Origin of the sequence: Sphingopyxis sp. JAI128, assembly GCF_014207235.1 — a bacterium.
Taxonomy (GTDB): Bacteria; Pseudomonadota; Alphaproteobacteria; order Sphingomonadales; family Sphingomonadaceae; genus Sphingopyxis.
The window spans coordinates 362327-388868 of sequence record NZ_JACHDA010000001.1 but is presented as its reverse complement, the minus strand read 5'-3'; the positions used below and the strand labels follow the sequence as shown (position 1 = coordinate 388868).

33 protein-coding genes are annotated in these 26542 nt (G+C 63.8%); 22 read left to right on the top strand and 11 right to left on the bottom strand.

Annotated elements, in window-relative coordinates; genetic code table 11:
• Nucleotide 1: 1 nt before the first annotated feature.
• The 6 genes from glmU to HDC35_RS01855 are packed head-to-tail and all read left to right on the top strand — an operon-like array spanning nt 2 to nt 4766.
• Nucleotides 2-1354, top strand: coding sequence for a bifunctional UDP-N-acetylglucosamine diphosphorylase/glucosamine-1-phosphate N-acetyltransferase GlmU (gene glmU / locus HDC35_RS01880; RefSeq protein ID WP_409437930.1), 1353 nt, complete (start codon nt 2-4; stop codon nt 1352-1354).
• Nucleotides 1351-1665: a hypothetical protein gene (locus HDC35_RS01875; protein WP_184643158.1), complete on the top strand. Its 315-nt coding sequence runs from the start codon at nt 1351-1353 to the stop codon at nt 1663-1665. The genes glmU and HDC35_RS01875 overlap by 4 nt, the downstream gene beginning before the upstream one ends.
• A gap of 50 nt (nt 1666-1715) precedes the next feature.
• Entirely contained in the window at nt 1716-2138 is a 423-nt protein-coding gene (locus tag HDC35_RS01870; protein WP_311770701.1) for a ribbon-helix-helix protein, CopG family, read from the top strand.
• Nucleotides 2135-2512: a type II toxin-antitoxin system VapC family toxin gene (locus HDC35_RS01865; RefSeq protein WP_184643156.1), complete on the top strand. Its 378-nt coding sequence runs from the start codon at nt 2135-2137 to the stop codon at nt 2510-2512. Before HDC35_RS01870 ends, HDC35_RS01865 begins: the two co-directional genes overlap by 4 nt.
• A gap of 17 nt (nt 2513-2529) precedes the next feature.
• Nucleotides 2530-4353: a glutamine--fructose-6-phosphate transaminase (isomerizing) gene (gene glmS / locus HDC35_RS01860; RefSeq protein WP_184643155.1), complete on the top strand. Its 1824-nt coding sequence runs from the start codon at nt 2530-2532 to the stop codon at nt 4351-4353.
• Nucleotides 4350-4766 (top strand): GFA family protein, encoded by a 417-nt coding sequence (locus tag HDC35_RS01855; RefSeq protein ID WP_184643154.1) that lies wholly within the window; start codon nt 4350-4352, stop codon nt 4764-4766. Before glmS ends, HDC35_RS01855 begins: the two co-directional genes overlap by 4 nt.
• Nucleotides 4767-4785: 19 nt before the next feature.
• On the opposite strand, the gene HDC35_RS01850 is transcribed toward HDC35_RS01855, so the two are convergent.
• Entirely contained in the window at nt 4786-4974 is a 189-nt protein-coding gene (locus HDC35_RS01850; RefSeq protein ID WP_184643153.1) for a hypothetical protein, read from the bottom strand.
• Nucleotides 4975-5034: 60 nt separating this feature from the next.
• Between HDC35_RS01850 and HDC35_RS01845 the strand changes: the two genes are divergently transcribed.
• Together HDC35_RS01845 and HDC35_RS01840 are read left to right on the top strand one after the other, a co-directional pair.
• Complete coding sequence (locus HDC35_RS01845; protein ID WP_184643152.1) at nt 5035-5706, top strand: HAD family phosphatase; 672 nt, start codon at nt 5035-5037, stop codon at nt 5704-5706.
• 532 nt (nt 5707-6238) lie between these two features.
• Entirely contained in the window at nt 6239-7111 is an 873-nt protein-coding gene (locus tag HDC35_RS01840) for a dienelactone hydrolase family protein (protein ID WP_184643151.1), read from the top strand.
• 16 nt (nt 7112-7127) lie between these two features.
• On the opposite strand, the gene HDC35_RS01835 is transcribed toward HDC35_RS01840, so the two are convergent.
• On the bottom strand, nt 7128-7595 hold the full coding sequence (locus HDC35_RS01835) for a DUF411 domain-containing protein (protein ID WP_184643150.1): 468 nt from the start codon (nt 7593-7595) through the stop codon (nt 7128-7130).
• Between the two features lie 47 nt (nt 7596-7642).
• Here HDC35_RS01835 and HDC35_RS01830 point away from each other — a divergent pair, with 47 nt between their 5' ends.
• The gene (locus HDC35_RS01830; RefSeq protein ID WP_184643149.1) at nt 7643-8212 is read left to right on the top strand and encodes a hypothetical protein; all 570 of its coding nucleotides are present in this window, start codon (nt 7643-7645) and stop codon (nt 8210-8212) included.
• On the opposite strand, the gene HDC35_RS01825 is transcribed toward HDC35_RS01830, so the two are convergent.
• The gene (locus HDC35_RS01825; RefSeq protein ID WP_184643148.1) at nt 8197-9213 is read right to left on the bottom strand and encodes an aldo/keto reductase; all 1017 of its coding nucleotides are present in this window, start codon (nt 9211-9213) and stop codon (nt 8197-8199) included. The two genes, HDC35_RS01830 and HDC35_RS01825, sit on opposite strands and share 16 nt — an antisense overlap.
• 62 nt (nt 9214-9275) lie before the next feature.
• The gene (locus tag HDC35_RS01820) at nt 9276-9866 is read right to left on the bottom strand and encodes a LysE family translocator (RefSeq protein WP_184643147.1); all 591 of its coding nucleotides are present in this window, start codon (nt 9864-9866) and stop codon (nt 9276-9278) included.
• Between the two features lie 73 nt (nt 9867-9939).
• Between HDC35_RS01820 and HDC35_RS01815 the strand changes: the two genes are divergently transcribed.
• Both HDC35_RS01815 and HDC35_RS01810 read left to right on the top strand, forming a co-directional pair.
• The gene (locus HDC35_RS01815; protein ID WP_184643146.1) at nt 9940-10392 is read left to right on the top strand and encodes an Lrp/AsnC family transcriptional regulator; all 453 of its coding nucleotides are present in this window, start codon (nt 9940-9942) and stop codon (nt 10390-10392) included.
• Nucleotides 10393-10459: 67 nt separating this feature from the next.
• Nucleotides 10460-11446: an LLM class flavin-dependent oxidoreductase gene (locus HDC35_RS01810; protein ID WP_184643145.1), complete on the top strand. Its 987-nt coding sequence runs from the start codon at nt 10460-10462 to the stop codon at nt 11444-11446.
• Here the strand turns inward: HDC35_RS01810 and HDC35_RS01805 are convergent.
• Together HDC35_RS01805 and HDC35_RS01800 are read right to left on the bottom strand one after the other, a co-directional pair.
• The gene (locus HDC35_RS01805) at nt 11443-12366 is read right to left on the bottom strand and encodes a cation diffusion facilitator family transporter (protein WP_184643144.1); all 924 of its coding nucleotides are present in this window, start codon (nt 12364-12366) and stop codon (nt 11443-11445) included. The genes HDC35_RS01810 and HDC35_RS01805 overlap by 4 nt on opposite strands.
• Nucleotides 12363-12800: a hypothetical protein gene (locus tag HDC35_RS01800; RefSeq protein ID WP_184643143.1), complete on the bottom strand. Its 438-nt coding sequence runs from the start codon at nt 12798-12800 to the stop codon at nt 12363-12365. Before HDC35_RS01800 ends, HDC35_RS01805 begins: the two co-directional genes overlap by 4 nt.
• A 149-nt stretch (nt 12801-12949) precedes the next feature.
• Between HDC35_RS01800 and HDC35_RS01795 the strand changes: the two genes are divergently transcribed.
• From HDC35_RS01795 to queE, 6 genes are all read left to right on the top strand, one after another.
• On the top strand, nt 12950-14137 hold the full coding sequence (locus tag HDC35_RS01795) for an aspartate aminotransferase family protein (protein WP_184643142.1): 1188 nt from the start codon (nt 12950-12952) through the stop codon (nt 14135-14137).
• A complete protein-coding gene (gene argF, locus HDC35_RS01790) occupies nt 14134-15060 on the top strand; it encodes an ornithine carbamoyltransferase (RefSeq protein WP_184643141.1) in 927 nt (308 codons plus the stop codon). Before HDC35_RS01795 ends, argF begins: the two co-directional genes overlap by 4 nt.
• Nucleotides 15061-15070: 10 nt before the next feature.
• Nucleotides 15071-15988: an Hsp33 family molecular chaperone HslO gene (locus tag HDC35_RS01785; protein WP_184643140.1), complete on the top strand. Its 918-nt coding sequence runs from the start codon at nt 15071-15073 to the stop codon at nt 15986-15988.
• Nucleotides 15989-16113: 125 nt separating this feature from the next.
• A complete protein-coding gene (locus HDC35_RS01780) occupies nt 16114-16518 on the top strand; it encodes a hypothetical protein (protein ID WP_184643139.1) in 405 nt (134 codons plus the stop codon).
• A 184-nt stretch (nt 16519-16702) separates the two neighbouring features.
• The gene (gene queC / locus HDC35_RS01775) at nt 16703-17401 is read left to right on the top strand and encodes a 7-cyano-7-deazaguanine synthase QueC (protein WP_184643138.1); all 699 of its coding nucleotides are present in this window, start codon (nt 16703-16705) and stop codon (nt 17399-17401) included.
• Nucleotides 17402-17404: 3 nt separating this feature from the next.
• Nucleotides 17405-18037 carry a 7-carboxy-7-deazaguanine synthase gene (queE, locus tag HDC35_RS01770; protein WP_184643137.1) on the top strand — a complete coding sequence of 211 codons (633 nt, stop codon included), beginning with the start codon at nt 17405-17407 and terminating at the stop codon, nt 18035-18037.
• Between the two features lie 8 nt (nt 18038-18045).
• Here queE and HDC35_RS01765 read toward each other — a convergent pair whose 3' ends face one another.
• Together HDC35_RS01765 and lipB are read right to left on the bottom strand one after the other, a co-directional pair.
• Nucleotides 18046-18390: a hypothetical protein gene (locus HDC35_RS01765; RefSeq protein WP_184643136.1), complete on the bottom strand. Its 345-nt coding sequence runs from the start codon at nt 18388-18390 to the stop codon at nt 18046-18048.
• Nucleotides 18391-18400: 10 nt separating this feature from the next.
• Complete coding sequence (gene lipB / locus HDC35_RS01760; protein WP_184643135.1) at nt 18401-19054, bottom strand: lipoyl(octanoyl) transferase LipB; 654 nt, start codon at nt 19052-19054, stop codon at nt 18401-18403.
• 132 nt (nt 19055-19186) lie between these two features.
• Between lipB and HDC35_RS01755 the strand changes: the two genes are divergently transcribed.
• Together HDC35_RS01755 and HDC35_RS01750 are read left to right on the top strand one after the other, a co-directional pair.
• On the top strand, nt 19187-19930 hold the full coding sequence (locus HDC35_RS01755; protein WP_184643134.1) for a hypothetical protein: 744 nt from the start codon (nt 19187-19189) through the stop codon (nt 19928-19930).
• Nucleotides 19931-19973: 43 nt separating this feature from the next.
• Nucleotides 19974-20816: a glycerophosphoryl diester phosphodiesterase membrane domain-containing protein gene (locus HDC35_RS01750; protein WP_184643133.1), complete on the top strand. Its 843-nt coding sequence runs from the start codon at nt 19974-19976 to the stop codon at nt 20814-20816.
• A gap of 61 nt (nt 20817-20877) precedes the next feature.
• Here HDC35_RS01750 and hemF read toward each other — a convergent pair whose 3' ends face one another.
• Together hemF and HDC35_RS01740 are read right to left on the bottom strand one after the other, a co-directional pair.
• Nucleotides 20878-21738, bottom strand: a complete 861-nt coding sequence (gene hemF, locus HDC35_RS01745) for an oxygen-dependent coproporphyrinogen oxidase (protein ID WP_184643132.1) — start codon at nt 21736-21738, stop codon at nt 20878-20880.
• Nucleotides 21735-22193, bottom strand: coding sequence for a tRNA (cytidine(34)-2'-O)-methyltransferase (locus tag HDC35_RS01740; RefSeq protein WP_184643131.1), 459 nt, complete (start codon nt 22191-22193; stop codon nt 21735-21737). Before HDC35_RS01740 ends, hemF begins: the two co-directional genes overlap by 4 nt.
• 222 nt (nt 22194-22415) lie before the next feature.
• On the opposite strand from HDC35_RS01740, the gene petA reads away from it, so the two are divergent.
• Genes petA through HDC35_RS01725 form a run of 3 tightly spaced genes read left to right on the top strand, consistent with a single transcriptional unit; the run spans nt 22416 to nt 25117 of the window.
• Entirely contained in the window at nt 22416-22973 is a 558-nt protein-coding gene (gene petA / locus HDC35_RS01735) for a ubiquinol-cytochrome c reductase iron-sulfur subunit (RefSeq protein ID WP_058803594.1), read from the top strand.
• A 13-nt stretch (nt 22974-22986) separates the two neighbouring features.
• On the top strand, nt 22987-24273 hold the full coding sequence (locus tag HDC35_RS01730; RefSeq protein WP_184643130.1) for a cytochrome b/b6: 1287 nt from the start codon (nt 22987-22989) through the stop codon (nt 24271-24273).
• A gap of 31 nt (nt 24274-24304) precedes the next feature.
• Nucleotides 24305-25117: a cytochrome c1 gene (locus HDC35_RS01725; RefSeq protein WP_184643129.1), complete on the top strand. Its 813-nt coding sequence runs from the start codon at nt 24305-24307 to the stop codon at nt 25115-25117.
• 128 nt (nt 25118-25245) lie between these two features.
• Here the strand turns inward: HDC35_RS01725 and HDC35_RS01720 are convergent, their stop codons facing one another.
• Complete coding sequence (locus tag HDC35_RS01720) at nt 25246-26457, bottom strand: GGDEF domain-containing protein (protein ID WP_260397426.1); 1212 nt, start codon at nt 26455-26457, stop codon at nt 25246-25248.
• Nucleotides 26458-26542: the final 85 nt, after the last annotated feature.

Here is a 26542-nt window from a genome sequence, read left to right as displayed (position 1 = left end):
CATGACCAGTCCGATTGCCGCCATCGTCCTTGCCGCGGGCAAGGGAACCCGCATGAAGTCCGACCTGCACAAGGTCCTGCACCCGATCGCCGGGCGGCCGATGCTGTTGCATTTGCTGGGGGGGCTTGGGCAACTGCGCCCCGCCGCGACGGTGGTCGTCGTCGGCGACAAGCGCGAACAGGTCGAAGCGGCGCTCGCCGGCACCGGCGCGGTCGTTGCGGTGCAGGATCCGCAGCTCGGAACCGCGCACGCAGCGCTCCAGGCGAAGGGCGCTTTGGCCGGTTTCGACGGGATCGTCCTCGTTTGCTTCGGCGACTGCCCGATGCTCACCGCCGACACCATATTGCGTCTCTGCGGCGCGCTCGAGGGTGGCGCATCGGTCGCCGTGCTCGGCTTTCGGCCGGCCAACGCGGGGGCCTATGGCCGGATCATCGCCGATGCCGACGGCACCGTCCGCAAAATGGTCGAGTATAAGGATGCGTCGGCGGCCGAGCGTGCGGTGGACCTTTGCAATTCGGGCGTCATCGTCGCTGGAGCGGCGGACATGTGGCGTCTGCTCGAAGCGGTCGGCAACGACAATGCGCAGGGCGAATATTATCTCCCCGACGTGGCGACGGGCGCGATTGCCGAAGGCGGGCGCGTCGCCGTAATCGAGACCGGCGCCGCCGAAGTCGCTGGGATCAACAGCCGAGCCGAACTCGCCGCCGCCGAGGCGCAGTGGCAGGCGTTCAGGCGCGAGGAGGCGATGGCCGAGGGCGTGTCGCTGAAGGCGCCCGAAACGGTCTGGTTCTCGTGGGATACCGCGCTCGGCCGCGACGTGACGGTCGAACCCCACGTGTTTTTCGGCCCCGGCGTAATCGTCGGCGAAGGCGCGACGATCCGCGGCTTCAGCCATATCGAGGGCGCCCGCGTCGGCGCGGGCTGCGAGGTCGGCCCCTATGCCCGGCTGCGCCCCGGCGCGGTGCTAGAGGAAAAGGCCAAGGTCGGCAATTTCGTCGAGGTGAAGAAGGCCACCCTCGGCAAGGGCGCGAAGGCGAACCATCTGTCCTATATCGGCGATGCCACGGTCGGCGCGGGCGCGAACATCGGCGCGGGGACGATTACCTGCAATTATGACGGCTATTTCAAATATCAGACGGTGATCGGCCCGCGCGCCTTCATCGGATCGAACAGCGCGCTGGTCGCGCCGGTGAAGATCGGCGCCGACGCGATCGTCGCGGCGGGCAGCACGGTGACGCGCGACGTGATGGACGGCGAACTTCGCCTCGTTCGCGCCGAACAGTCGGTGAAGCCCGGCTGGGCCGACCGCTTCCACGACACGATGCGCAAGAAGAAGGCCGAGCAGAAGAAATGAGCGACCGCTACACCGAGAAGCCCTTCCTGCGCTTCGTCGATGCGTGGGTTCTGCGCGCGATCGGCCATCTCGACGAGGCGACCGATACATATTGCAAGGCGATGGTCCCCAGCCTCGAAAAAAGCTTCGGCATCAAGGGCAGCTGGCCGCAGATCGTCGAGCAGCAGATGAAATTCCCGGCCGACCTGGCCGCGCAGATCCGGCGCATCTGGGACGAGGGCAAGGCGCGCTTCGAAGCGGGTAATGGCGAACCCGCCGATCCCGTGCAGTTCGCCATGATCTTCGTAGACCGCAATTTCGGGCGGGCGTGAGGATTGACATGATATCATGATATGATATCAGTATATCAATGACACGAATATTGGCCGACCTGCCCGACGAGGACATCAAATGGCTCGACCAGCTTGCGGTCGAACAAGGCAAGTCACGCGCGGCGGTTCTGCGCGATGCCGTATCTGCCTATCGTCCCCAGGCGCCATTGGATTGGATCGAGGCGGGATTCGGGGCGTGGAAGGATCGGACGGATATCGGTGATTCTGTCGAATGGCAGCGCCGCGAGCGGGCGGGGTCCACCCGCCCCTGGGACCCGGATTATCCCGAAGTTCGTGCCGAGTTTCCCGATCTATTCGACGAGCAGGACGATCGCGAGCACGAACTTCATAAAGCGTGGCTGGCCACGCAAGGCATGAAATTGGGTGAAGGCTATCCCGGGCTGGACAGGGCCCTCGAGCTATTCTCCGACAGCAGTCCGAAAATGAAGCCGAAGAAGCGTCGGAAGAAGTGAGCGGCTTCGCTTTCGACAGCAATATCCTGATCGACCTGCTCAGGGGGTTTCCGCAAGCGCGTGCGGAGCTTGAGCGTGCAGCGCAAAGAGGTCGTGTATGGATTAGTCGCGCCGTGTGGATCGAGGTCATGTCCAAAGGCGAAGGCAACGGTCTTCGCCGGGTCGAAATGCTTTTGGCGGGGTTCGGCGTCGACGAAATCGATGCCGAAATCGGCGAGCGCGCTGCCGCGTTGAGGCGGGAAAGGCCACGGTTGAAGGCGATGGACGCCGTCATATTGGCGACCGCGCTGACGCGCGGACGCGTTCTCGTGACCCGAAATATCAAGGATTTTCCGGCGGCAATGCCGGGTATCCGCGTTCCTTACACGCTCTAGAAGAAGGCATAGGCCCCATGTGCGGAATTATCGGAATCATCGGCGAGGATCAGGTGGCAGACCGGCTGGTCGATGGCCTCAGGCGTATGGAATATCGCGGCTATGACTCGGCGGGCGTATGCACGGTCGAGGGCGACCGGCTGATCCGCCGCCGCGCCGAGGGCAAGCTCCACAATTTGGTCAAGGAACTCGCCGGCAATCCCGCGCCCGGCACCGTCGGCATCGCGCACACGCGCTGGGCGACCCACGGCGCGCCGACGACGAGCAATGCGCATCCGCATGCGACGAACGAGGTTGCGCTCGTTCACAACGGTATCATCGAGAATTTCAAGCCCCTGCGCGAGGCGCTGCAAGCGCGCGGGCGCAAATTCGAGAGCGAGACCGACACCGAGGTCGTCGCGCATCTCGTATCCGAACAGGTCGAAGCGGGCCTGTCGCCGCAGGATGCGGTGAAGGCGGTGCTGCCGCAACTGCGCGGCGCCTTCGCGCTCGCCATTGCTTTCCGCGAGCAGCCCGGACTCCTCATCGGTGCCCGCCTTGGCTCGCCGCTCGTCGTCGGCTATGGCGAGGGGGAGACCTATCTCGGTAGCGACGCCTTGGCGCTTGCGCCGCTGACGCAGAAGATCGCCTATCTCGACGAAGGCGACTGGGTCGTCATCACCCGCGAAGGCGCGCAGATCTACGATGCCGAAAACCAGGAAGTGATCCGCGAGATCACCACCTCGGGCGTGACCGCCGCGGCGGTCGAGAAGGGCAATTACCGCCACTTCATGCAGAAGGAGATTTTCGAGCAGCCGACGGTGGTCGCGCAGACGCTCTCCTCCTACATCCGCCCGCTCGAACAGACGGTCGCGCTGCCGCAGATGGACTTTGACCTGTCGACCATCGACCGTATCACCATCGTCGCGTGCGGCACCAGCTTCTATGCCGGCATGGTCGCCAAATATTGGTTCGAGACCTTTGCGCGCGTGCCCGTTGACATCGATGTCGCGTCGGAGTTCCGTTATCGCGACCCGGTGCTGCAACCCGGCGGACTCGCGCTCTTCATCTCGCAGTCGGGCGAGACTGCGGACACGCTCGCGGCACTTCGCCACTGCAAGGCGAACGGGCAGACGATCGCAGTCGTCGTCAATGTTCCGACGAGCAGCATGGCGCGCGAGGCCGACCTGTTGCTCCCGACGCACGCGGGCCCCGAAATCGGCGTCGCCTCGACCAAGGCCTTCACCTGCCAGCTCGCAGTGCTCGCCGCGCTCGCCGCGCACCTCGCGCTCAAAAAGGGCAAGCTCAGCGCAGAGGATGAGCGCGAGATCGTCAAGCATCTGATCGAGGCGCCTGCTGCGCTCAATGCCGCGCTCGGCCATGACGAGGACATCGCCGCGATGGCGCACCTCGTCGCCCCCGCGCGCGACGTGCTCTACCTCGGCCGCGGCCCCGATTATCCACTGGCGCTCGAGGGCGCGCTCAAACTCAAGGAAATCTCCTACATCCACGCCGAAGGCTATGCCTCGGGCGAGATGAAGCACGGCCCGATCGCGCTGATCGACGAGGCGGTGCCGGTAATCGTTCTCGCGCCCAGCGGGCCGCTGTTTGAAAAGACCGTCAGCAACATGCAGGAAGTCATGGCACGCGGCGGCAAGGTGGTGCTGATCAGCGACGCCGAAGGACTCGCCGACGCCGGCGACGGCTGCATGGCGACCATCGAAATGCCCAAGGTCCACCCGCTGATCGCACCGTTGGTATACGCGGTGCCGGTGCAGCTCTTGGCTTATCATGTCGCGGTCGCCAAGGGAACCGACGTCGACCAGCCGCGGAACCTCGCGAAATCGGTGACGGTGGAGTGATCTGGGAAGCGTCCTGTCACTGCGGCGCCGTCTCGGTTCGCCTTGCCAAGGCACCAGAGGAGCTTGCCGAATGCAATTGCTCGCTCTGTTTTTCGCACGGCATCCTCTGGGCCTATTATTCGCCCAAAGATGTGGTGATCGAAGGGCCGACCCGTACCTATAATCGTGCCGACCGGGCGAATCCCAATTCGGACCTGCATTTCTGCGCCAATTGCGGATGCTCGACCCATTGGTCAGCGACCGAGGGGCTGATCGAGCGCACGGGTGGGGCTATCGACCTGATGGGCGTCAACATGCGCCTCTTCGCGCCCGCGCGGCTCCACGGACTCCGGCTCGTTTTTCCCGACGGGCGTGGCTGGTCGGGTGAGGGGGCGTGGGAGTATGCGCGCGATGCCGGCGTCATGCGATCGTGAGACGCCGGTTACGGGCGCGCTATACTGCCGCGTTCGCCTGGGCCAGAATCGACGCAGCGACATCGTCGATTTCGCCCGATACGAGCAGTGGGGAACTGCCAACCATCCCGACCTGCGTTTGCCCATTTTCGGCGGCGCGGAGCCAGGCGACATTTTGGGCGACGACGAGATAATTGCCGCCGCGCGAATGCAAGGAAATGAATTTCATGATGTTGTCTCCTGACACGGTGAAGCCGTAAGCGCCAAATATGAATATACTGCGATTCCTATGACCCCTGCGGCCATCATCTTCGATTTCGACGGCGTGATCGCCGACAGCGAGGTGCGAGCGAACCTGTCGCTCGCCGAAAGCCTGACCGCGGCGGGGATGCCCGCGACCTATGAGGAATGCCTGCGCGACTATTACGGTCATAATTGGCAGGAGACGCAGCGGCGGATCGAGGCGCGCTTCGGGCGGCCGCTACCCGCCGATTTTCGCGAGACGCACCGCACCCGCGCGCGGGCGCGCTTCATGGAAGGGTTCGATGCCGTCCCCGGGGCTCCCGCCTTTCTCGACACGCTGGGCGCGCTGCCGCGCGCAATCGCATCTTCCAGCCGCGCCGAATATATCGATTGGGCGCTTGGGTTGTTCGGCCTCCGCCATCATTTCGGGATGCATATCTACAGCGCCGACGGCTGGGAGCGCGGCAAGCCCCATCCCGACATCTATCTTGCAGCGGCAAGGGGGCTCGGCGTCGATCCCGCCGGGTGCCTCGCGATCGAGGATTCGCCGACCGGCGCGCGCGCGGCGCTTGCGGCGGGGATGACCGTCGTCGGCTTCTGCGGCGCGGGGCATATCGTCGATCGCGCAGGCCATGGCGAGATGCTGCGCGGCGTCGGGGTGCATCATGTTGCCCCGGATTACGAAGCCGTGCGCGCGCTCGCGTTCCACCGCGCCTGACGACGCCGACATCGCACGAAACCTAGGGCCGGACGGTCGCATATCGCATTCGCAGCATATTATTCCTCTCGTCGCGCTCGCGCAGTCGGTTGGCCTGGTCGATGCGGAACTCGAAAATTCCGCTGCGCGCGCATGCAGGATGCGGTCGAATACCGCCCCTTCATAGCCGGCGGGAAGCGCGCGCTCGCCCGTTGGGGGCGTGGGCGAGCCGCCGCGCGTGTCGAGATAATATCCCGGCGCTTGCTGCTGTTTTTCGGGATTGCCCGACAGGAAGTAATAGGTGCGTTCGTGGGGAAAATAATCTCTCGCGCCGAGATCCCGTCGGCGACGATCAACATAGAAGCGCCCTCCGTTCGCTAGCACACAGCGATGCTGCCCATCGTCGCTCTTCCAAAATTTTGCTGTTTTACCCTGGAGCGCTGGATTAGCTTCGGGTCGGAAACCCGGTTAGCGAACCGGCCAAAAGATAGTAACTATAAGGAAGATAAGTAGTTTTCTGCGGCTTTCGAAAAGCGCCCCAAGGAGAGAAGCGATGTGCACCGAAAATACCGAAGCCGACCTCGACCGTGCCGGAATGCCCGTTGCGCGGCGCAGCTTTACCGCGCTGGCGGGGGCCGGCGCGTTGATCGCGGCGCTGCCGGCGCGCGCGATGGCGGGTAAGCCCGTGAAGGGGCGCGACGTCGCGATCAGGACCGAAGACGGCACATGCGACGCCTATTTCGTCGCGCCCGCCGAGGGCAAGTATCCCGGCGTGCTGGTGTGGCCCGACATTCGCGGGCTGCGTCCAGCCTTTCGCCAGATGGCCGACCGGCTGGCGGGCGAGGGCTATGCGGTGCTGACCGTCAATCCCTTCTACCGCTGGCAGCAATCGCCGGTCGTCGATGCCGCGAACGACTGGGGCAATCCCGAGGTGCGCGAGAAACTGTTCGGTTATCTGAAACAGCTCACGCGGGCGCCGGTCGAGGTCGACGCGAAAGCGCATCTTGCGTTTCTCGATGCGCAGCCCGAAGTCGATACGAAGCGGCGGATCGGCACCACCGGTTATTGCATGGGCGGCGCGATGACGATCTATACCGCGGCGCTGCGCCCGAACCGCGTCGGCGCCGCGGCGAGCTTTCACGGTGGCGGCGTTGCGACGGACAAGCCGGACAGTCCGCACCTGCTGATCGGCGATACCAACGCGGGTTATCTGTTCGCGATCGCCGAAAATGACGACAAGGAAGCGCCCAACGAGAAGGTTTTGCTTAAGGGAGCCCTCGCGCCGTCGCCGCACTGGCACGAGGTCGAGGTTTATGAAGGCGCTATGCACGGCTGGTGCCCGCCCGACGGCCGCGCCTACAACGAAGCGGCGGCCGAAAAGGCGTGGGGGCGAATGCTCGAGTTGTTCAAGGCCGAGCTGGGCTGATGCGCGGCGCCCTTGGTCAGTGCGCGTGCGCGCCGCCGCTCGCGGCATAGCTCGCATAGACGCGCTGGCTGCCGGGGCCGAAGGTCATGACCTTATAGGCTTCGCGGTGGTCGCCATGTTCCATGCCGGGCGACCCTATCGGCATGCCGGCAACTGCAAGACCCTTCACGCCCTTCGGATTTTCACGGAGCAGGCGGGCGATCTCCTTTGCCGGGACATGCCCTTCGATCACATAGCCGCCGACAAGCACCGTGTGGCAGCTTCTGAGCGCCTGCGGCACGCCCTGTTTGTCCTTGACCGCGCCCATATCCTTCGAATTGACGATGGTCGCCTTCGTCCCGAACGACGCCTTCACCTGTTCGAGCCATTTGAGACAGCAGCCGCAGCCCGCATCGCGGAACATCACCGGGTTTGCCGCGTGCGCGGTGCCTATGATGGCGGAAAAGGCGGCGAGGGCGAAAAACGCGCGGCGGGCAGAAGTCATCGCAAATCCTTTTGGTGGAAGCACCGCGGAGCCTATAGGCGGGGGCCATGAAAGTCCATTTCATCCGGTCGGGCGAACGCCGCTACAGCATGCGCATCGAGCGCGCCGGGCTACCGGTATTGGTGATGGACCCCGCACCGGGCTTCGATCCCGACCTACCGCACGACATGGTGCATTTCGTCGTCGAAGCGGCGCTGGGGCTCCAGACCGGCGTGTTCGGCCAGATCGCGGCGGGCGGCGACGCGGGTGCCTTCCATGTCGAGGCGGACGGCGCCCTGTCGGCAAAGCAGCGCCAGCGCGCGGCGCGCAAACAGGTCGCAAAGGGCGCGAAGCTGATCAAGGCGCAGGGCCGCGAGGGCGAATTGTCCGAACTTGCCGCCTTCCTCTTCGATATCGGCTGGCGCAGCAGCACGCGCCCCGACAGCGCAGCACAGCGCGCGGCGCTCGGCGAGGCGGAACGGACACGCTCCTCGCTCAGCGCCGACGAGCGAGCGCGGATCGACGCCGCGCAATCGCGCGTGTTTGCCGATTTCGAGCGGCTGTCGCAGGCGTGGCGTGCGCTGCAGGTCGGAGATGTGTTGATCCTCCAATGGCCGAGCGGTCACCCCATCGGGTAGAGGATGTCCTTGCTCACCTTGTGCAGCGCCTTCATCAAATCGCCCTCCAGCACCAATTCCATCGCATCGAGGATCGGCTGGACCTGATCATAGGTGCTGACGCCGACGATCGTCGACGCGACGAAATCATGTTGTTTCGACCACGCGGTCGCCATCGTGACCGGATGCAGCCCGGCCTCTGCCGCGATCTTGAGATAGCGTTCGGTCGCGGCAAGGCTCTTTTCGTTGACGAAGCGGCGACCCATCGCCGCCTGGCGCCCTTCCATCTGGAGGTAGCGCGAGAAGCGCGCTCCCTCGGGGGTTGCGCCGCCCTGATATTTCCCGGACAGCACGCCGCCTGCCAGCGGCGAGTAGGGGATCAGGCTGAAGCCCTCCTGCCGGCACACCTGCGCCAGTTCGTCCTCGAAGCGGCGGTTGTTGAGGCTGAAATTATTCTGGATCGTGTGATAGCGCGCACCGCCGATTTTTTCCGACGCCGCGAGCGATTTCATCAGCCCCCAGCTCGTTTCGTTCGAGCAGCCAAGGATGCGAACTTTGCCGACGCGGACGAGTTCGTCGAGCGCATCCATCATCTCGTCATAAGGCGCGTCATGGTCGGGCCAGTGTGTCTGGTAGAGATCGATATAATCGGTCTGGAGCCGCGTCAGGCTGTCGTCGACCGCCTGCATGATATTGTGGCGGTCGAGCGCGGTCATGCCGCCGCGGCACGGCGACTTGAACCAGACATGGCTCGGCCCCGATACCTTGGTCGCCATGATGATCGCGTCGCGCGGCTTGGTCTTCATCCAGCGCCCGACGATCTCCTCGGTGCGGCCGACCCATTTGACATCGGGCGGCACCGGATAGCCTTCGGCGGTGTCGTAGAAATTGATTCCTTCGTCGAAACAGCGGTCGAGGATGCGGAACGCCTCGGCCTCGTCGGTCTGGCTGCCGAAGGTCATCGTCCCCATGCAGATGTCGGATACATGGATGGCGCTTCGTCCAAGGCGGCGGCTTTGCATGGCTCGTTCTCCGGTCAGGGGGAGGGGAGCCCGTCTTTAGGTTGCGCGATGAAACCTTGCAATCAGATCAGCAGCGCGAGCGATCCGACGAGCAGCGCCGCCATCGTCCAGTTGAACGCCCTGAGCCGCGCCGGGCTCGACAGCCAGCCGCGCAGCGACATGCCCATCACCGCCCACAGGCTGGTCGAGGGCAGGTTGATGAGGCCGAAGATCACCGCGACGAGCAGCACCGCGGCGAAATTGCGGTCGGGCGCGTAAAGCGCGATCGCGGTGAGCGCCATCGACCAGGCCTTGGGGTTCACCCACTGGAACAGCACCGCCTGGAGAAAGCTCATCGGCTTGCCGCGCAGGCTGCCTGACGTATCGGGTGCCGCGGCGTTCGCAATCTTCCACGCGAGCCAGAGCAGATAGGCGACGCTCACCACCTTCAATATGATATTCAGCACCGGGACCAGGTCGAACAGCCCCATCAGCCCGACGCCGACGAGGATGATCATCAGCGTGAAACCGATGCCGACGCCGAGTGCGTGCGGCACCGTGCGGCGCAGCCCGAAATTGGCGCCCGACGCCATCAGCATCATATTGTTCGGCCCCGGTGTGATCGACGAGACGAGCGCGAAAGCGGAGAGCGCGGCGAGGGTGGTATGGTTCATTCGCGCAACATAATGCGTTTCGATGCCCAGCGGATTGCAAAAATGGACCGCATTCGGCTAGATTATGCAATCCATGATCAAGATCGACGCAATTGGCCGCAAGATATTGCAAGAATTGTCGCGCGACGGGCGAATCTCGAATCTCGAACTCGCCGATCGCGTCGGCCTCTCCCCATCTGCCTGCCTGCGCCGCGTGCAGGAGCTCGAACGCAGCGGTGTGATCAAGGGCTATCGGGCGGTGATCGACCCTGCGAAGCTCGGGCTGACCTTCCTTGCTTATGTGACCGTTGGCCTGTCATCGCATACGAAGAAGTCGCAGGCCGATTTCGAGGCGGCGATGGCGGAGGCGCCCGAGGTGCGCGAATGCCATAATATCACCGGCACGATCGAATATCTGCTGCGTGTCGAGACCGAGGATCTCGTATCCTACAAGCATTTCCATACCGAGGTGCTGGGGGTGCTGCCGCAGGTTCATTCGATCACCACGTATGTGCTGATGGACTCGCCGAAGGACGAGCGGGCGTAGTTTTTCTTCGCGCTGCCCGTGAAGGGGTGCGCTTGAACCTGCGTCGCGCCCACCGCATATCGGTTTCATGACGAAACTCTCTTTCCTCGACCTCGTGCCCGTCACCGATAGCGGCACGATCGCCCAGTCGCTCGCCAACGCAGCCGATCTAGCAAGGCACGCCGAGACGCTCGGCTACGAACGCTACTGGGTTGCCGAGCATCACGGCATGGCGGGGATCGCAAGCGCCGCGACCTCGGTCGTGCTCGCGCATATCGGGCAGGCGACCTCGACAATCCGGATCGGCGCGGGCGGGATCATGCTGCCGAACCACGCGCCGATGGTGATTGCCGAGCAGTTCGGAACATTGGAGGCGCTGTTCCCCGGCCGCGTCGACCTGGGGCTCGGCCGCGCGCCCGGCTCCGACGGCGTTGTGGCGCGGGCGCTGCGCCGCAACCTTGCGAGCGACGAGCGGCAATTTCCGCAGGATGTCGTCGAATTGCAGGCCTTTCTCGCCGGCGACGACCGGCTGGGCATCCGTGCGGTGCCGGGCGAGGGCACGAATGTTCCGCTGTGGATTTTGGGGTCGAGCCTGTTCGGCGCGCAGCTTGCAGCGATGCTGGGCCTGCCCTATGCCTTCGCCAGCCATTTCGCGCCCGACGCGCTCGACGAGGCGCTCGACATCTATCGCCGGCAGTTCAAGCCGTCGGAGCAATTGTCCGAACCCTATGCCGCGGCGGCGTTCAACGTCTTCGCCGCCGACACGCGCGACGAGGCCGAACTGCTTGCCTCGTCGCAGCAGCAGGCGTTCGTCGCTTTGCGCACCGGCAATCCCGGGAAAATGAAGCCGCCGCTCGCGGGCTACAAGGACAGTCTGCCGCCCAACGCGCGCGCCATCCTCGACCATGTGCTGCAATGCTCGGCGGTCGGGACGGTCGACGATGTCGCGGCGGGTCTCAAGGCATTTCGATCGCGAACCGGCGTCGACGAGATCATTGTGGCATCGTCGATGTACGATCATGATGCGCGCAAGCATTCGGTCGCGCTTGCGATGGAGGCGGCGAAGACGCTTTAGGGGTTCGCCTCGACGGGTTCAGGGCGGAAACTCAGGCTCGCTAGGCGCCAGGCGAGATCGTCGCCCATCAAATCCGCCGCCGTCGGAATATCCGCCGGCGACGCGCAATCGACCTCGGCAGCAATATAGCGCCCCGTTTCGCGCAGCCGTATGTCGACATCGCCGAACCGCGCTTTCAGCGTGGTTGCCAGGGACTTCGCATCGTCGGAAAGCGCGTTCGAATCGAGCGCGCGCGGTGTGCCGTCGAGCAACTCGGCAACCGCCTGTTGCAGCGCGCCGACCGCGTCCTTGATGATCGACAGCGAAATGAAAAGCGCAGCGGTCGCGTCGGCCCACCACCAACCGATGCCGATGCCGATGATTCCCGCGATACCGGCAAGCCCTGTCTGCCAGTCGGCTTTCTGCATCAGCGCGTCGGTATGCAGCACCTTATCCTTGATGCGTTCGGCGACCGGATGTTTCATGCGGCCGAGGATCATCGGCGGGACGACCGAATAGACGAGTGCCGCAATCATCAGCCAGCCGAGCCAGATCGTGTGCCCGAACAGGGTGATGCCGCCAACGCTGGGATGCTCCTGCTTTATCAGCGTCGAGACGCTTTCATAGGCGAGGAAGCCCCCGACCGAGAGCAAGGCGGTCGCGGCGACGAGGAACGCAAGGCTGTTCGCGCGGCGATAGCCAAAGGGAAAGCGCCGGTTCGGCCCACGCCGTTCCCAATGCACCGACAGCAGGAAGACGAATGCCGGAACGAGGCTGAGCAAATCTTCGATTACCGCCGCCTTCATCGCCTGGCTCGCGCCCATCACGAGCCACATCACCAGCACCACGCTCGCCATCCAGCCGAGCGTCCAATGTTCGAGCCGTTCGCCGCGCCCGACATCGGCGGCGATCGCGCTTGGAATGCCGCTGTGAAGGCTCATTGCGCCATCGCCGCAATGGCCCGGTCGGTTGCAAGGATCAGGGCATTCTCGCCATTCCGGCGGGCGATGCGTAGCACGGGCTGCCGGCTGTCGTCGGGCTCACGGCGTCCCACGGCTTTCGACAGCGAAATATCGGTCATCCATGGCGAAGCTTTCGCGAAATGGCCAACAAGCGCGTCGATACGACCCTCCTCCAGCTGGCGCGCCGCGTGCTCGCCGTGCGCTGCGACCAGCATCAGGCGTGCGCGATGCTTGGCTGCATAGGCGTCGAGCAGCGCGACGGCAGGTGCGGCATCCGGGGTCCCGGGCAGAACCGCCACGCGCATTACATGCTCGCGCGCGATCCGCTCGGTCGTTCCCGCAGCATCGCGCGGCAAGGCGCCGCAGGCGCCAAGGGCCAGCAACAGGGGAAGAAGGGAGGCGCGCCACATCATCGCTGGGAACGCGGCTCCGGCCGCTTGGTTGCGCCGCGTCGGCGCCCCCCGTGTTGACGCGGCTCCGGCAGCGGCAGTATAGGGGCGGTCCGACCAAGGGCGGCCCGTTTTGGGGTCGCCTTTTTACTTTTGACTGAAAGGTGCCTGCCATGACGATCACGCCGCTGATGCCCGTATACCCCCGGTGCGGTGTGCGTCCGGTGCGAGGCGAGGGCGCGTATCTGATCGGCGAGCGCGGCGAGCGCTACCTCGATTTCGCGAGCGGCATAGCGGTCAACCTGCTCGGTCACGGCCACCCGCACCTGACGAAGGCAATCCAGGATCAGGCCGCGACGCTGATGCACGTGTCGAACCTCTATGGCAGCCCGCAGGGCGAAGCCTATGCCGCGCGGCTCGTCGAACATACGTTCGCCGATACGGTGTTCCTGACCAACTCGGGCGCCGAGGCGGTCGAATGTTCGATCAAGACCGCGCGCGCCTATCATTCGAGTGCGGGCAACGCCGAAAAGCATACGCTCATCACCTTCAACAACGCCTTCCATGGACGCACGCTGGGAACGATCTCGGCCACCAATCAGGAAAAGCTGCGCAAGGGGTTCGACCCGCTGCTGCCTGGCTTCGCCTATGCGCCGTTCGATGACATCAACGCCGCGCTCGACCTGGTCGACGATAGCACGGCGGGCTTCCTGGTCGAGCCGATCCAGGGCGAAGGCGGCATCCGTCCGGCGTCGCAGCCCTTCCTGCAGGCCCTGCGCGACATTTGCGACAAGCGCGACCTGATGCTGGTATTCGACGAGGTCCAGTGCGGCGTCGCGCGGACCGGGCATCTTTATGCCTATGAGCATTTCGGCGTGACTCCCGACATCCTGGCCAGCGCCAAGGGCATCGGCGGCGGCTTCCCGATGGGCGCGTGCCTCGCGACGGAAAAGGCTGCGCGCGGCATGGTCATCGGCACGCACGGGTCGACCTACGGCGGCAACCCGCTCGCTTGTGCTGCCGGACAGGCGGTGCTCGACGTCGTGCTCGAAGACGGCTTCCTCGATCAGGTCAAGGCAACCGGTGAGCGCCTGCGCGGCGCGCTCGAACAGCTGATTCCGAACCACGACCAGCTGTTCGACAGTGTGCGGGGCGTTGGGCTGATGCTGGGGGTCAAGCTCAACTCGGACAGCCGCGCCTTCGTCGCGCACCTGCGCGACAATCACGGGCTGCTGACCGTCGCGGCGGGCGAGAATGTCGTGCGCGTGCTGCCGCCGCTCAACATCGACGACAGTCATATTGCGGAATTCATTGAAAAACTGTCGGCGGGCGCGGCGAGCTACACGCCGCCGGAAGCGTGATGCGGCGCTTCCTGAACCTGTCCGACGCGGGCGGGGATGCGGTCGCCGCGATGCTCGCCGATGCGATCGACCGCAAGGCAGCGCGCGCGGGCTGGCCGAAAGCGAAGCCCGACGCCGACAGGCCGCTTGCGGACCATGTTCTTGCGATGGTGTTCGAGAAGAATTCGACGCGCACGCGCGCCTCATTCGACATCGCGATCCGCCAGCTCGGCGGCGTCCCGATGATCATGGACGCGGGCGTGACCCAGCTCGGGCGCGGCGAGACGATCGCCGACACCGCGCGCGTGCTGTCGCGTTATGCCGATGCGATCATGATCCGTACCGACGACCACGCGAAGGCCGAGGAACTGGCCGAATATGCCAGCGTCCCGGTGATCAATGGGCTCACCGACCTCTCGCACCCGTGCCAGATCGTCGCTGACCTGCTCACCGTAGTCGAAAGCGGCAAGGCGCTGCCCGGACTTGAACTCGCATGGCTCGGCGACGGCAACAATGTCCTCGCCTCGCTGATCGAGGCGGCGGGCCTTTTCGGCTTCCACGTCCGCGTGGGCGTGCCGCAGGGCTATGAGCCCGACGCCGGCTTCGTCGATGCCGCGCGCGCTAACGGATCGCGCATCGACATCGTGCGCGATGCACGCGAAGCCGCGGCGGGCGCCGATCTCGTGGTCACCGATACCTGGGTGTCGATGGGGCAGGATCATGCGCATAACAAGCTCGCGGCCATGGCACCCTACCAAGTCGACGAGCGGCTGATGACGGGCGCCAAGGGTGATGCGATCTTCCTTCATTGCCTTCCCGCGCATCGCGGAGAGGAGGTCGTCGATGCGGTGATGGACGGGACGCAGTCGCGTGTGTGGGACGAAGCAGAGAACCGTGTCCACGCGCAGAAGTCGATCCTTCTTTGGGCGCTTGGGAAATTGTGAGTTCGAAACCGTGAGTGACATCATCGAAACCTGGTTCGACCAACCGCTGCTGTTCACCATCGCCGAACGCCATGTGCGGGGACGGCTGGTGCGGCTGGGACCGACTCTCCGGACTATCATCGGCGCGCACCATTATCCTCCGGTTGCCGAAAAACTGCTGGCCGAAGCGCTTGTGCTTACGGTTCTGCTCGGCTCGACGCTGAAGGACGAGAATGGCCAGATGACGTTGCAGGCGCAGACCGGCGGCGGCCCGGTGGAACTGCTCGTCTGCGATTATCGCGGCGGCGAACTGCGCGGTTATCTCAAATTCGACGCGGAACGGCTGGCCGAGGTCGGTGCCGATCCCACCTTGTTCGCGCTGTTCGGCGAAGGGTTCCTTGCTATCACCTTCGATCAAGCGACGACCGGCGAACGCTACCAAGGCGTCGTGCCGCTGGAAGGCACGTCGATCGGCGAAGCGGCCGAACATTATTTTGAACAATCCGAACAAATCCCCAGCCTGATCAAACTCGCGGCGCGCCACGATCCCGAGGCGGGATGCCTTGCGGGCGGGTTGCTGCTCCAGCATCTTCCCGAAGGCGAGGTTGGCCGCGACCGGCTGCATGTCCGTCACGACAATCCCGAATGGGAACATGCCAAGACGATCGCAGCGACGCTGAAGGCCGAGGAGTTGACCGATCCCGCCACCTCGCTCGAGACGCTGGCATGGCGCTTGTTCCACGAAGACGAGGTGCGGGTCGAGCCCGGCATCGCGGTCTCGCGCGGTTGCCGGTGCAACACGGACTATTTCGCGGGAGTGCTGGCGCAGTTCCCCGAGAGCGAACGCGCCGAAATGGCGGACGAGGCAGGGAATATCGTCGTCGATTGCGCCTTTTGCTCGCGCTTCTTTCCAATCCCGCTGAGCGACATTTCGATGCACGATCATTGACGGACGCGCGGCGAAGCGACGCGATTTGGCGCCAGTCGGTTGAAATCCCTCTGTCGGCTTGCTACCTCGGACACAACGGGGTCGCAAATTCAGCCTGTGCGCGGGCAGCCAATGGATAGGTAAAAATGGCGATCTTCTCTCCCCTGTTTCGATGTTCTATTGCGGCGTGCGCCCTCGCCGGCGCGACGGCGGTGCCGGCGCAGGCGCCGTCGCTGGCGATGCTGGACCGGCTTGAAAAGGGAAGCTGGCAGCTTCGGGAGCGCGGCGAGAGCACGCTTCTTCAAACGATTTGTGTGGGCGACGCGCGGCGGATGATCCAGATATATCACCCTCGCGCGACCTGCTCGCGCTATATCATCGAAGATACCCCGCAGTCGGTGACCGTACATTACACTTGTCCCGGCGCCGGGCACGGGCGCACCACCATTCGCAGCGAGACGAACCGGCTTGTCCAGATCGATACGCAGGGGATCGCCGATGGCAAGCCCTTCTCGCAGGCGATCGAGGCCCGCCGCGCCGGCGCTTGCTGAAATCCGGCAGCCGCTAACGGCTTGTTAACCATATAGGGCTAGACCGTGTCATGACATACTGTTGTGTGTCTTCTCCCTAACGGCTTTCATGCCGAACTGGGCCGTGGGACAGCGTCACGCGGCCCGTTTCTTTTGGCGCTGCTCAGCCCTTGCACGCCCCGCGGCACAGGCCTATCTGGCGCCGATGCAGCAAGTTTCCGGAAAAACGGTGATCGTCCTCCTGTCGGGCGGGCTCGACTCGATGGTCTGTGCGGGCCTCGCGCGCGAAGCTGGCGCGCGCGTCGTAGCGCTCACGATCGATTATAACCAGCGCCACCGCGTCGAACTCGAATCCGCCGGGCGGATCGCGGACTATGTCGGCGCCGCCGAGCATATCGTGCTGCCGCTCGACCTTCGCCGCTTTGGGGGGTCGGCGCTGACCGCCGATATCGACGTGCCGAAGGACGGCGCGGGCAGCGTTGAGGGGGGCATCGACATTCCCGTCACCTACGTCCCTGCGCGCAACCTCATTTTCCTGTCGCTGACCCTCGGTCTGGCAGAAGCGCGGCGAGCTGAGGATATCGTGATCGGCGTCAATGCGCTCGACTATTCGGGCTATCCCGACTGCCGTCCCGAATTCATCCAAGGGTTTGAAAATCTCGCCGCGCTTGCCACGCGCGATGGCGACCAGGGCGTGGCGTTCCGCATCCACGCGCCGCTCCAGCATATGACCAAAGCCGATATCGCGGCCGAGGCAGCGCGCCTCGGCATGGATGCGGGCATGAGCTGGTCGTGCTACGACCCGACCCCTGACGGTCTGCACTGCGGCGAATGCGACAGTTGCCGTCTGCGCAGCAAGGGCTTCGCCGATGCGGGAATCACCGATCCGACGCGATACGCCTGACCGATGGTTTATGCGGTTAAAGAGATTTTCCTGACCTTGCAGGGCGAGGGCGCGCAGGCGGGGCGCCGCGCGGTTTTCTGCCGCTTTGCCGGCTGCAACCTGTGGACGGGGCGGGAGAAGGATCGCGCGAAAGCGATCTGCCGGTTCTGCGACACCGATTTCGTCGGCACCGACGGGACGCTTGGCGGCAAATATTCCGATGCCGCCGCGCTGGCTGACGTTGTTGCCCAAAGTTGGGGCGAAGGAAACGAAGACCGCTATGTCGTGCTGACCGGCGGCGAGCCGATGTTGCAGGTCGACACGGCGCTGATCGACGCGCTTCACGAGCGCGGCTTCAGCATCGCCATCGAGAGCAACGGCACATTTCCGATCCCGCGCAGTATCGACTGGATCTGCGTCAGCCCGAAGGCGGGCAGCGAACTGGTGCAGACGAGCGGCGACGAGCTCAAGCTCGTCTGGCCGCAGCCGGGTAGCGATGTCGAGCAGCTCGCCGGCCTCGATTTCGGCCATCTGCTCGTGCAGCCGCTCGACGATCCGAACGCCGCCGCCAATGTGCAAGCGTGCATCGATCTGGTGATGGCCGATCCGCGTTGGCGCCTCTCGCTCCAGACGCACAAGAATCTGGGCCTGCGTTGAGGCGTCGATTATTCGCCTTTTTTGGTCGCGGGCTCGGCGCTGAGCGATTTTTTTGCTTCGGGCGCGGGAACGGCCTCAGGGTTGGCCGCCTCGTCATCGCCCTCCGCCGCATCCTCTCCGGCGCGTTCGTCGTCCGCCTTGGCGGAATCCTTTTTCGTGCCGTCGTCGGGAACGCTGTTGTCGACCGCGGTGCCGTCGCCCGCGACATCGTCGAGGATGATCATCGAATCGCTGATCGATCCGGGCTGAACCTCGACCGCGTCGAGCTTGGTCGTCGATTTGTCCGTGCTGCCGCCGCCGCCGCAGGCGGCTAGAGCGAGCATCGGAAGCGTGGCGAGGAAAATGCGGGTCATGCCAAGCTCCCTAGTCTGTCGGTCCGAGCTTGTCGAGAAAGGCAGGCAAGGTCCGGGCCAGCGCCGCATCGACCTCCGCGAAGGTTGCGGGCTTTCCCAGTGCGGTGAGACTGGTGACCGGAAACTCGGCGATACCGCACGGCACGATACCGCCGAAATGCGTGAGGTCGGGCGCAACGTTCAACGAAAAACCGTGCATTGTCACCCAACGTTTCACGCGCACCCCGATCGCGCCAATCTTTGCCTCGCGGCCTTCGGCATCGTCGGTCCAGATGCCGATGCGCCCCTCGGCGCGCCGGGCTCCGACACCGAACAGCGCAAGCGCATCGATCACCCAGCCTTCGAGCGCCGAGACATAAGCGCGCACGTCGCGTCCGCGCTTCGCAAGGTCGAGCTGGACATAGCCGACGCGCTGACCCGGCCCGTGATAGGTGTAACGCCCGCCGCGACCGGCATCGTAAACCGGAAAGCGCGGATCGAGCAGTTCGGCCGGATCGGCGCTGGTCCCGGCGGTATAGAGCGGCGGATGTTCGAGCAGCCAGATGCGCTCATTTGCTTCACGGGCATGGATCGCCGCGGCGCGTGCTTCCATGTCGGCAAGCGCGGCGGCATAGTCGGTAAGGGCGGACTCGATCGTCCATTCGGGTAGGGGAAGGGGATCCATTTCGCGGGCTATCTGGCCCGCCGCGAAGCCCGATGCAAGGGGGCGGCGGGCGATTGGCGACGGGGCTGGACATCGGCGCCGAAGATCGTCACTTTCATCCCGACCGGTAAATGAAAAAGTGACGGGGTATCAATGGCAAAATTCGATATGGGTGCGGCGTGGGACGATGCGATGGCGCTCGTGAAGGCGCATCTGCCCCTGACCAGCATCCTTGCGGGTATTTTTCTCTTTTTGCCCGGAATGGCGCTGGCGCTGCTTGGCCCCGTTCCCTTGACACCGCCCAACGACACCACGCCCGACCAACTCTTGACGTTGCTGATCGCCGATATGCGCCAGCAGTTGCCATGGTTGCTGTTCGTGGCGGTCGCTTCGACCCTCGGTTCGGTGGCGATTTTGCGATTGTGGCTGGCCCGCGCCGGTACCAGCGTGGGGGAAGCGCTGACCTTCGCGATGGTGATGATCCCGACCTTGATCGGGATATTCGTGATCCAGTCGATCCTTTTCGGTCTGGCCTTTCTGCTGCTGATTATTCCGATGATCTATCTTATCGGCCGATTTGCGGCGGTCTATCCGTTGCTCGCCGACCGCGAACTCAAGAGCCCGGTCGCGGCGTTGCACGGCAGCTGGCAGCTCACGCAGGGCAATGGCTGGCGGATCGCGCTGTTCGTCATCCTGTTCATGGTCGTCCTGCTCGTCGTTTCGGCAATCACCGGCGGCATCACGAGCGTGTTCGGCACGCAGGGCTCGTTCGGACACCTGATCGGCAGTGCGATCAACTCGGCGGTGTCGGCGGCATTCGGACTGCTCAACACCGCAGTGATCGCTTCGATCTATCGCCAGTTGACCATTCGAGCCGAGGGCGGGGTGTTCGCATGATCCGGGTCGCATATCGATAGCATCGTTCAGGGGGAGAAAAGGAATGAATCGGTTTAGTATCGGCCAAGCCTGGTCCTATGCGACCAGCTTTTTCGCGGGGCAGGGCGCCAATCACGCCATCGCCCTCATCGGCGTCGGCATCGTCGTACCGCTCGTTATTCAGTTTGCGCTGGGTGGCGGCGCGATGATGGCGGATCCGATGAGCCTCGCGGCCGGCGGCATGGCGGCGATGGGCGGGCTCGCCATCCTTACCAGCCTGATCAATTATGTTCTTCAGACGGGGAGCTATTTTGCGTCGTGGCGCATGGGGCTCTCCAACGGCAGCGAACCTTTGGGCTCGGCGCTCGGCTTCGGCTTTGTCGCCGCGCTCCCGACGCTGCTGCTGATGATCGCGGTCATATTGGTGCTCGTCCTGATCGGCTTCGTCGTCTTCGGCAGCGCGCTGGCGCCGCTGGCGATGGGCGGTGGTGCACCGGGGGCGGGAACCAGTGCGATCATGCTGCTGCTCATGCTGTTGTTCTTCCTGTTCCTGATCTGGCTCGCCGCGCGCTTCTGCTGCACCGGACCGGTGATGGCGGACCGGCGGACGTTCAACGTCCTGACGGGGCTCGGCGAATCGTGGAAAATGACCGCCGCATCGCAATGGAAGATTTTCGGCTATTTCATCCTGCTCGGCATCGCGCTTTTCGTCGTGTTTCTGATCCTCGGGATGATCGTCGGCGTGTCGATGTTCGCGGGCGGCGGTATGCCCGGCGGCGGTTCGATTGTGGCGATCCTCATCGGTGCGCTGCTGCTGAGTATTCCAATGGCCTATCTTCAGGTCGGGGTACCGGCCGGCATCTATCGGGCGCTGGGCGAAGGTAGCAAGGCCGACGTTTTCGCCTGATCGGTTCGCCGATCACGTCAATCAGGGCGCCCTTGCTGTCGGGGGCGCCCTTTTTGCTGCGTCAGCTCCATTTCGCCAGCGGCGGCAGGCTCATCAGGATCGCGTCGATATTGCCGCCGGTCTTGAGCCCGAACAATGTGCCGCGATCGTAGACGAGGTTGAACTCGGCATAGCGACCGCGCCATACCAGCTGTTCCTCGCGCTCGGCTTCGGTGAAGGACAGGCCCATGCGGCGGCGCACGATCTGGGGGAAAATGTCGAGAAAGGCCTCGCCCACCGATTGCGTCAGCTGGAAATTGCGGTCGAACTCCGCATCGTCGCCGCATTCGAGATGGTCGTAGAAAATTCCGCCGACACCGCGATGCACCCCGCGATGCGGGATATAGAAATAATCGTCGGCCCATTTGGCGTAGCGTTCATAGACGTCGGGACCAAAGGGTGCGCAGGCCGCGCGCAGCCGCGCGTGAAAGGCGTCGGTGTCTTCCTTGTACGGGATCGGCGGGTTCAGGTCGGCGCCGCCGCCGAACCAGCGCTTTGTCGTCGCAAGGAAGCGCGTGTTCATATGCACCGCGGGAACATGCGGATTGGCCATATGGGCAACCAGGCTGATTCCCGTCGCGAAAAAGCTCGGATCCTCGCCGGCTCCGTGGATCGATGCGGCAAAATCGGGTGCGAACTGGCCGCCGACGGTCGAAACATTGACCCCGACCTTCTCGAAAACCTTTCCCGTCATCACGCCGCGCACGCCGCCGCCGCCTTCGCCGGGTTCGACACCATCGGCCTCGCGATCCCATGGCGTATAGGCAAAGCGTGCGTCGCTGCCGGCCTCGGCCTCGATCGCTTCGAATTCGGCGCAAATCCGGTCGCGAAGCGATTCGAACCAGTCGCGTGCCGTCTGTTGCTGCGGATCGAGCGAGATCATGCCGGAAAGCCTTTCGTTTGCCTGAGCGCTTCGGCGAGCGCGATGCCAGCCGCGACGGCGACATTCAAGGAGCGAAAGCCGGGCCGCATCGGAATCGCGACCCGCGCCGCGGCCGCGTCATGAACGTGGGACGGCGCGCCGGAAGATTCGGCGCCGAGCAGCAATATGTCGGCGGGTCCGAACGCAAAGGCGGGCAGAGGCGTCGCGCCCGCCGTCGTCAGCAGCACAACGCGCCGCCCGGCATCCACGCTCCATTCGAAAAAGCCTTCCCAGTCGGCGTGGCGGCGCACATTCGCCCGCGTTGCATAATCCATCCCGGCGCGTTTCAGCGCGCCGTCGGAAAAGGGAAAACCGCACGGTTCGATGATATGCGCCGGCACGCCGAAACAGGCTGCGGTGCGCAAAGTCGTGCCGACATTGCCCGCGATATCCGGTTGAAACATAGCGATTTCCATAATCAGCCCATAGCTGCGGCCGGCGATGGAATCGAGTGGTTACGGCATGGCGGCCCGATGCGGTGCGCGCTGCGGAAATTGCCTGTTGGCAAGCCCGGACTGTGCGGCTATCAGGCCCGCAATTCCCGGAGGGGCCGCCGGGTTGTGCGCATTCGTGCGCGTGCAACAAGGGCGGCCAATCCTTCGAGAACTTTTGTAGTTCACCCATGCAAGGGCAGTCGAATGGCCAGTGAATCTGAACTCAACGCCGGTATCGAGGATGGCGTACGCCGCCGGGATTTCATCAATATTGCGGCAGTGAGTTTCGCTGGTGTCGGTGCGGTCGCGGTCGTGCTGCCGCTGCTCAACCAGATGAACCCGTCGGCCGACGTGCTCGCGCTGTCGACCACTGAAATCGACATTTCGGCGATCCAGCCGGGGCAGGCGATCAAGACCAGCTGGCGCAAGCAGCCGGTGTTCGTGCGCAACCTCGTCGCCAAGGAAATTGCCGAAGCCAAGGCGGTTCCGCTCGGCGACCTGCGCGATCCCGAAACGATCGACCAGCGCACCAAGCCCGGCAAGGAAAACTGGCTGATCACGCTTGGCGTCTGCACCCACCTCGGCTGCGTGCCGCTCGGTGCCGCAGAAGGCGAGAACAAGGGCGATTTCGGCGGTTATTTCTGTCCGTGCCACGGTTCGCACTACGACACCGCGGCGCGCATCCGTAAGGGCCCGGCACCCAAGAATCTGGTCGTGCCGCCCTATGAATTCACCAGCGACACCGTCGTGACGATCGGCTGAGGAGCGAGATAAGATGAGCTTTCCCTGGGCCAAACCCTATGAACCCCAGCATCCGTTGATGAAATGGATGGACGAGAAGCTGCCGATTCCGCGCCTCGTCTACAATGCTACCGGTCCCGGCTATCCGGTTCCGCGCAACCTCAACTATTTCTGGAACTTCGGCGTCCTCGCCGGCGCCGCGCTGATGATACAGATCATCACCGGTATCGTGCTCGCGATGCACTATGCGGCGAATGCCGGCGTCGCGTTCAACTCGGTCGAGCATATCATGCGCGACGTGAACGCCGGCTGGTTCATCCGCTACGCGCATATGAACGGCGCGAGCATGTTCTTCATCGTGGTTTACCTGCACATCTTCCGCGGCCTTTATTACGGTTCGTACAAGGCGCCGCGCGAAATGGTGTGGCTGCTCGGTGTCGTGATCTTCCTCCTCATGATGGCGACCGCCTTTATGGGCTATGTGCTGCCGTGGGGCCAGATGAGCTTCTGGGGCGCGCAGGTGATCACCGGCTTCTTCTCGGCGATACCCGTCGTCGGCGAGCCGGTGCGCGAATGGCTGCTCGGCGGCTTCGTCCCCGACAATGCCACGCTCAACCGCTTCTTCTCGCTGCATTATCTGCTGCCATTCGTGATCCTGGGTGTCATCATCCTGCACATCTGGGCACTGCACATCCCGGGTTCGTCGAACCCCACCGGCATCGAGGTGAAGGACGAACAGGACACCGTCCCGTTCCACCCCTATTACACCGCGAAGGACGGTTTCGGCGTCGGCGTTTTCCTGCTGGTCTTCGTCGCGCTGACCTTCTTCAGCCCGAACACGCTCGGTCACGCCGACAATTATATCCCGGCGAATTCGCTTTCGACCCCGGCGCATATCGTTCCCGAATGGTATTTCCTGCCGTTCTACGCGATTTTGAAGGCCTTCACCTTCAATTTCCTGTGGATCGACGCAAAGCTGTGGGGCGTCATCGCGATGTTCGCGTCGATCGCGCTGCTGTTCTTCCTGCCCTGGCTCGACAGCTCGCCGATCAAGTCGTCGAACTATCGCCCGCTGTACCGCATCTTCTTCTGGATCCTCGTCTTCGACGTGCTGCTCCTCGGCTTGTGCGGTATGCAGCCCGCCGAACAGCCGTGGGTGATCCTGAGCCAGCTGGGCGCGATCTATTATTTCGCTCACTTCCTGGTGATCCTGCCGATCGTGTCGCGGATCGAACGCCCGCTTCCGATGCCGAATTCGATCACCGAAGCGGTCCTCGCCAAACACGCCACCGACGCGTCGTCGGCTTCGGCAACGGCCTGAGCGCCGGACTTTAATAGGAGCTGATACAGCCATGGTTCGTCCGCTCGGTTTTCTCGTCGGTCTCGGTTTCATTACCGCGCTGGTGCTCGCGATCCTCACGACGCCGCTCAGCAATGAACCCAATGTCGCGCACGAGTTTCACAAACATCCAAAGCATCTGAAGCTGGCCAGCGACGGCATTTTGCTGCCGCACTGGGATCAGGCGCAGCTGCAGCGCGGGATGCAGGTGTACAAGGAAGTCTGCTCGGCCTGCCACAGCCTGCACCATGTCGCGTTCCGCGACATCAAGGACCTCGGCTACACCGAAGGCCAGATCAAAACCTTCGCCAAGGGTTTCCAGGTCCCGTCGATCAACCCCGACACGGGTGAGCCCGCGACGCGTGACGGCCTGCCGTCGGATTATTTCCCGTCGCCCTACGCCAACGAAACAGCTGCGCGCGCCGCGAACAACAATGCGCTGCCGCCCGACCTGTCGCTGATCACCAAGGCGCGCGAAGGCGGCAAGGACTATGTCTATTCGCTGCTGACCGGGTTCCAGAACCCGCCGGCAAACCTGCCGGCCGAGCTGAAGCCGGGAACGGGGCTGCACTACAACCCCTATTTCGCGAACCTCAACCTTGCGATGGCGCCGCCGCTTACCGAAGGTCAGGTCACTTATGCCGACGGCACCAAGGCGACGGTCGACCAGATGTCGAAGGACGTCACCGCGTTCCTCGTCTGGACTGCCGAACCGAAGCTGATCAAGCGCATCATGGTGGGTTATGCGGTCTTCGGCTTTCTGCTGATTTTCACCGTGCTGACCTATTTGTCGTACCGGAACATCTGGGCCGACAAGAAGCATTGAGAAAAGAAGGGCTGGGCGATCATGACGACATGATCGCCCATCGGCCTGAAAAGGGCGACGGGACTGGACTTGAACGCTGATCGCATTCGACAGCGATTAGGGCGAGCGAGGCGTTAGGGCCGGACAGTTTATGCCGCGAGGTCGGCCGCCGCGGCGTCGGCCTCGATACAGAAGATCGCGCGCGCTTTGCCCCCGGCCTTGGCGCGATATAGCGCGGCGTCGGCACAAGCGAGAAGCCGTTCCAGTTCGATACCCAGCCTCGGCGCAGTAGCGATTCCGACGCTGACCGATATCGACATCGATATCCCGTCGACGACATAGGGTTTGCCGATTTCGCGGATAAACCGGCGCGCAAGCAACTCTGCTTCACTATCGGCCCGCAAGCCGACCTGCAGCACGATGAATTCGTCGCCGCCCAGCCGCGAGACGACATCGTCGCTGCGGACCATGTCTTCGAGCCGCCGCGCGACCTGTTCCAGTAGGGCGTCGCCTGCCGGGTGGCCAAAGCGGTCGTTGACGGCTTTGAAACCGTCGAGATCGAGAAAGTGCAACGCCACCTGGTTTTTCATACGCATGGCGGCCGCGGTGTGGTGCTGGAACAGTTCGCGGAGCAGCAGCCGGTTCGACAGGCCGGTCAGGGCATCGGTGCGCGCGAGCTTTGCCATATCATGCCGCGCCGTGTGGTGTTCGACCGAGGTGCGGTAAAGGTGGGCGACGGTCTGGAGGCTCAGCGCGGTGATCATCGCGACGATCAGCGCCTCGATCCCGAACAGTTCCGCATGCAGCGGGATGGGATGCGGTTCGAGGGCGTGCCAGCCCAAGGCCGCAATCGTCGGCAGCGTTGCGATCAACAGGCTGATAACGCAAATCGCCGGACGGACCGAGGTGCGCGAGACGATCCCGGCGCCGAAGCTGAAGACGAGGCTGACCGTAATCAGGTGCAGCAGGGGGGCGTGGGCGGTGATCGTATCGACGTTGAGAAGCGCGATAAGCGCAGCCGACACATAATTGCCGACCGCATAACGCCGCTCCCAGCGCTTCAGATTCGCGAAATCGGCGACTGGAGCCGAGCGACAATAGGCACGAAGGGTGGTGAGGCGCAGGGCCGTGGTCAAAGCGCCGAGTGCCGCGAGAAGGAGGATGAAGCCGTTGTCGAGCGCGCGGCCGACAAGAAGGCATATCGCGACGAACACGATACCAAGCCCGAATATCGGGAGCCACATGCCGAACAGCATGGCGACGAAGTCGCGATACACCGGCAACGGCAGAGTCGCGGGGCTTGGGAAAATCTGCAAGCGCGACCGCGGCTCGATCGGGGTGTGGGGATCCGATCGTTCCATTCCCCGATCCTATTTGGATAGGATTAACGCTCGGTAACAACGGATTGCATACGACCGATGCGGGGCCCGGTTCGTCGCGCCCAAA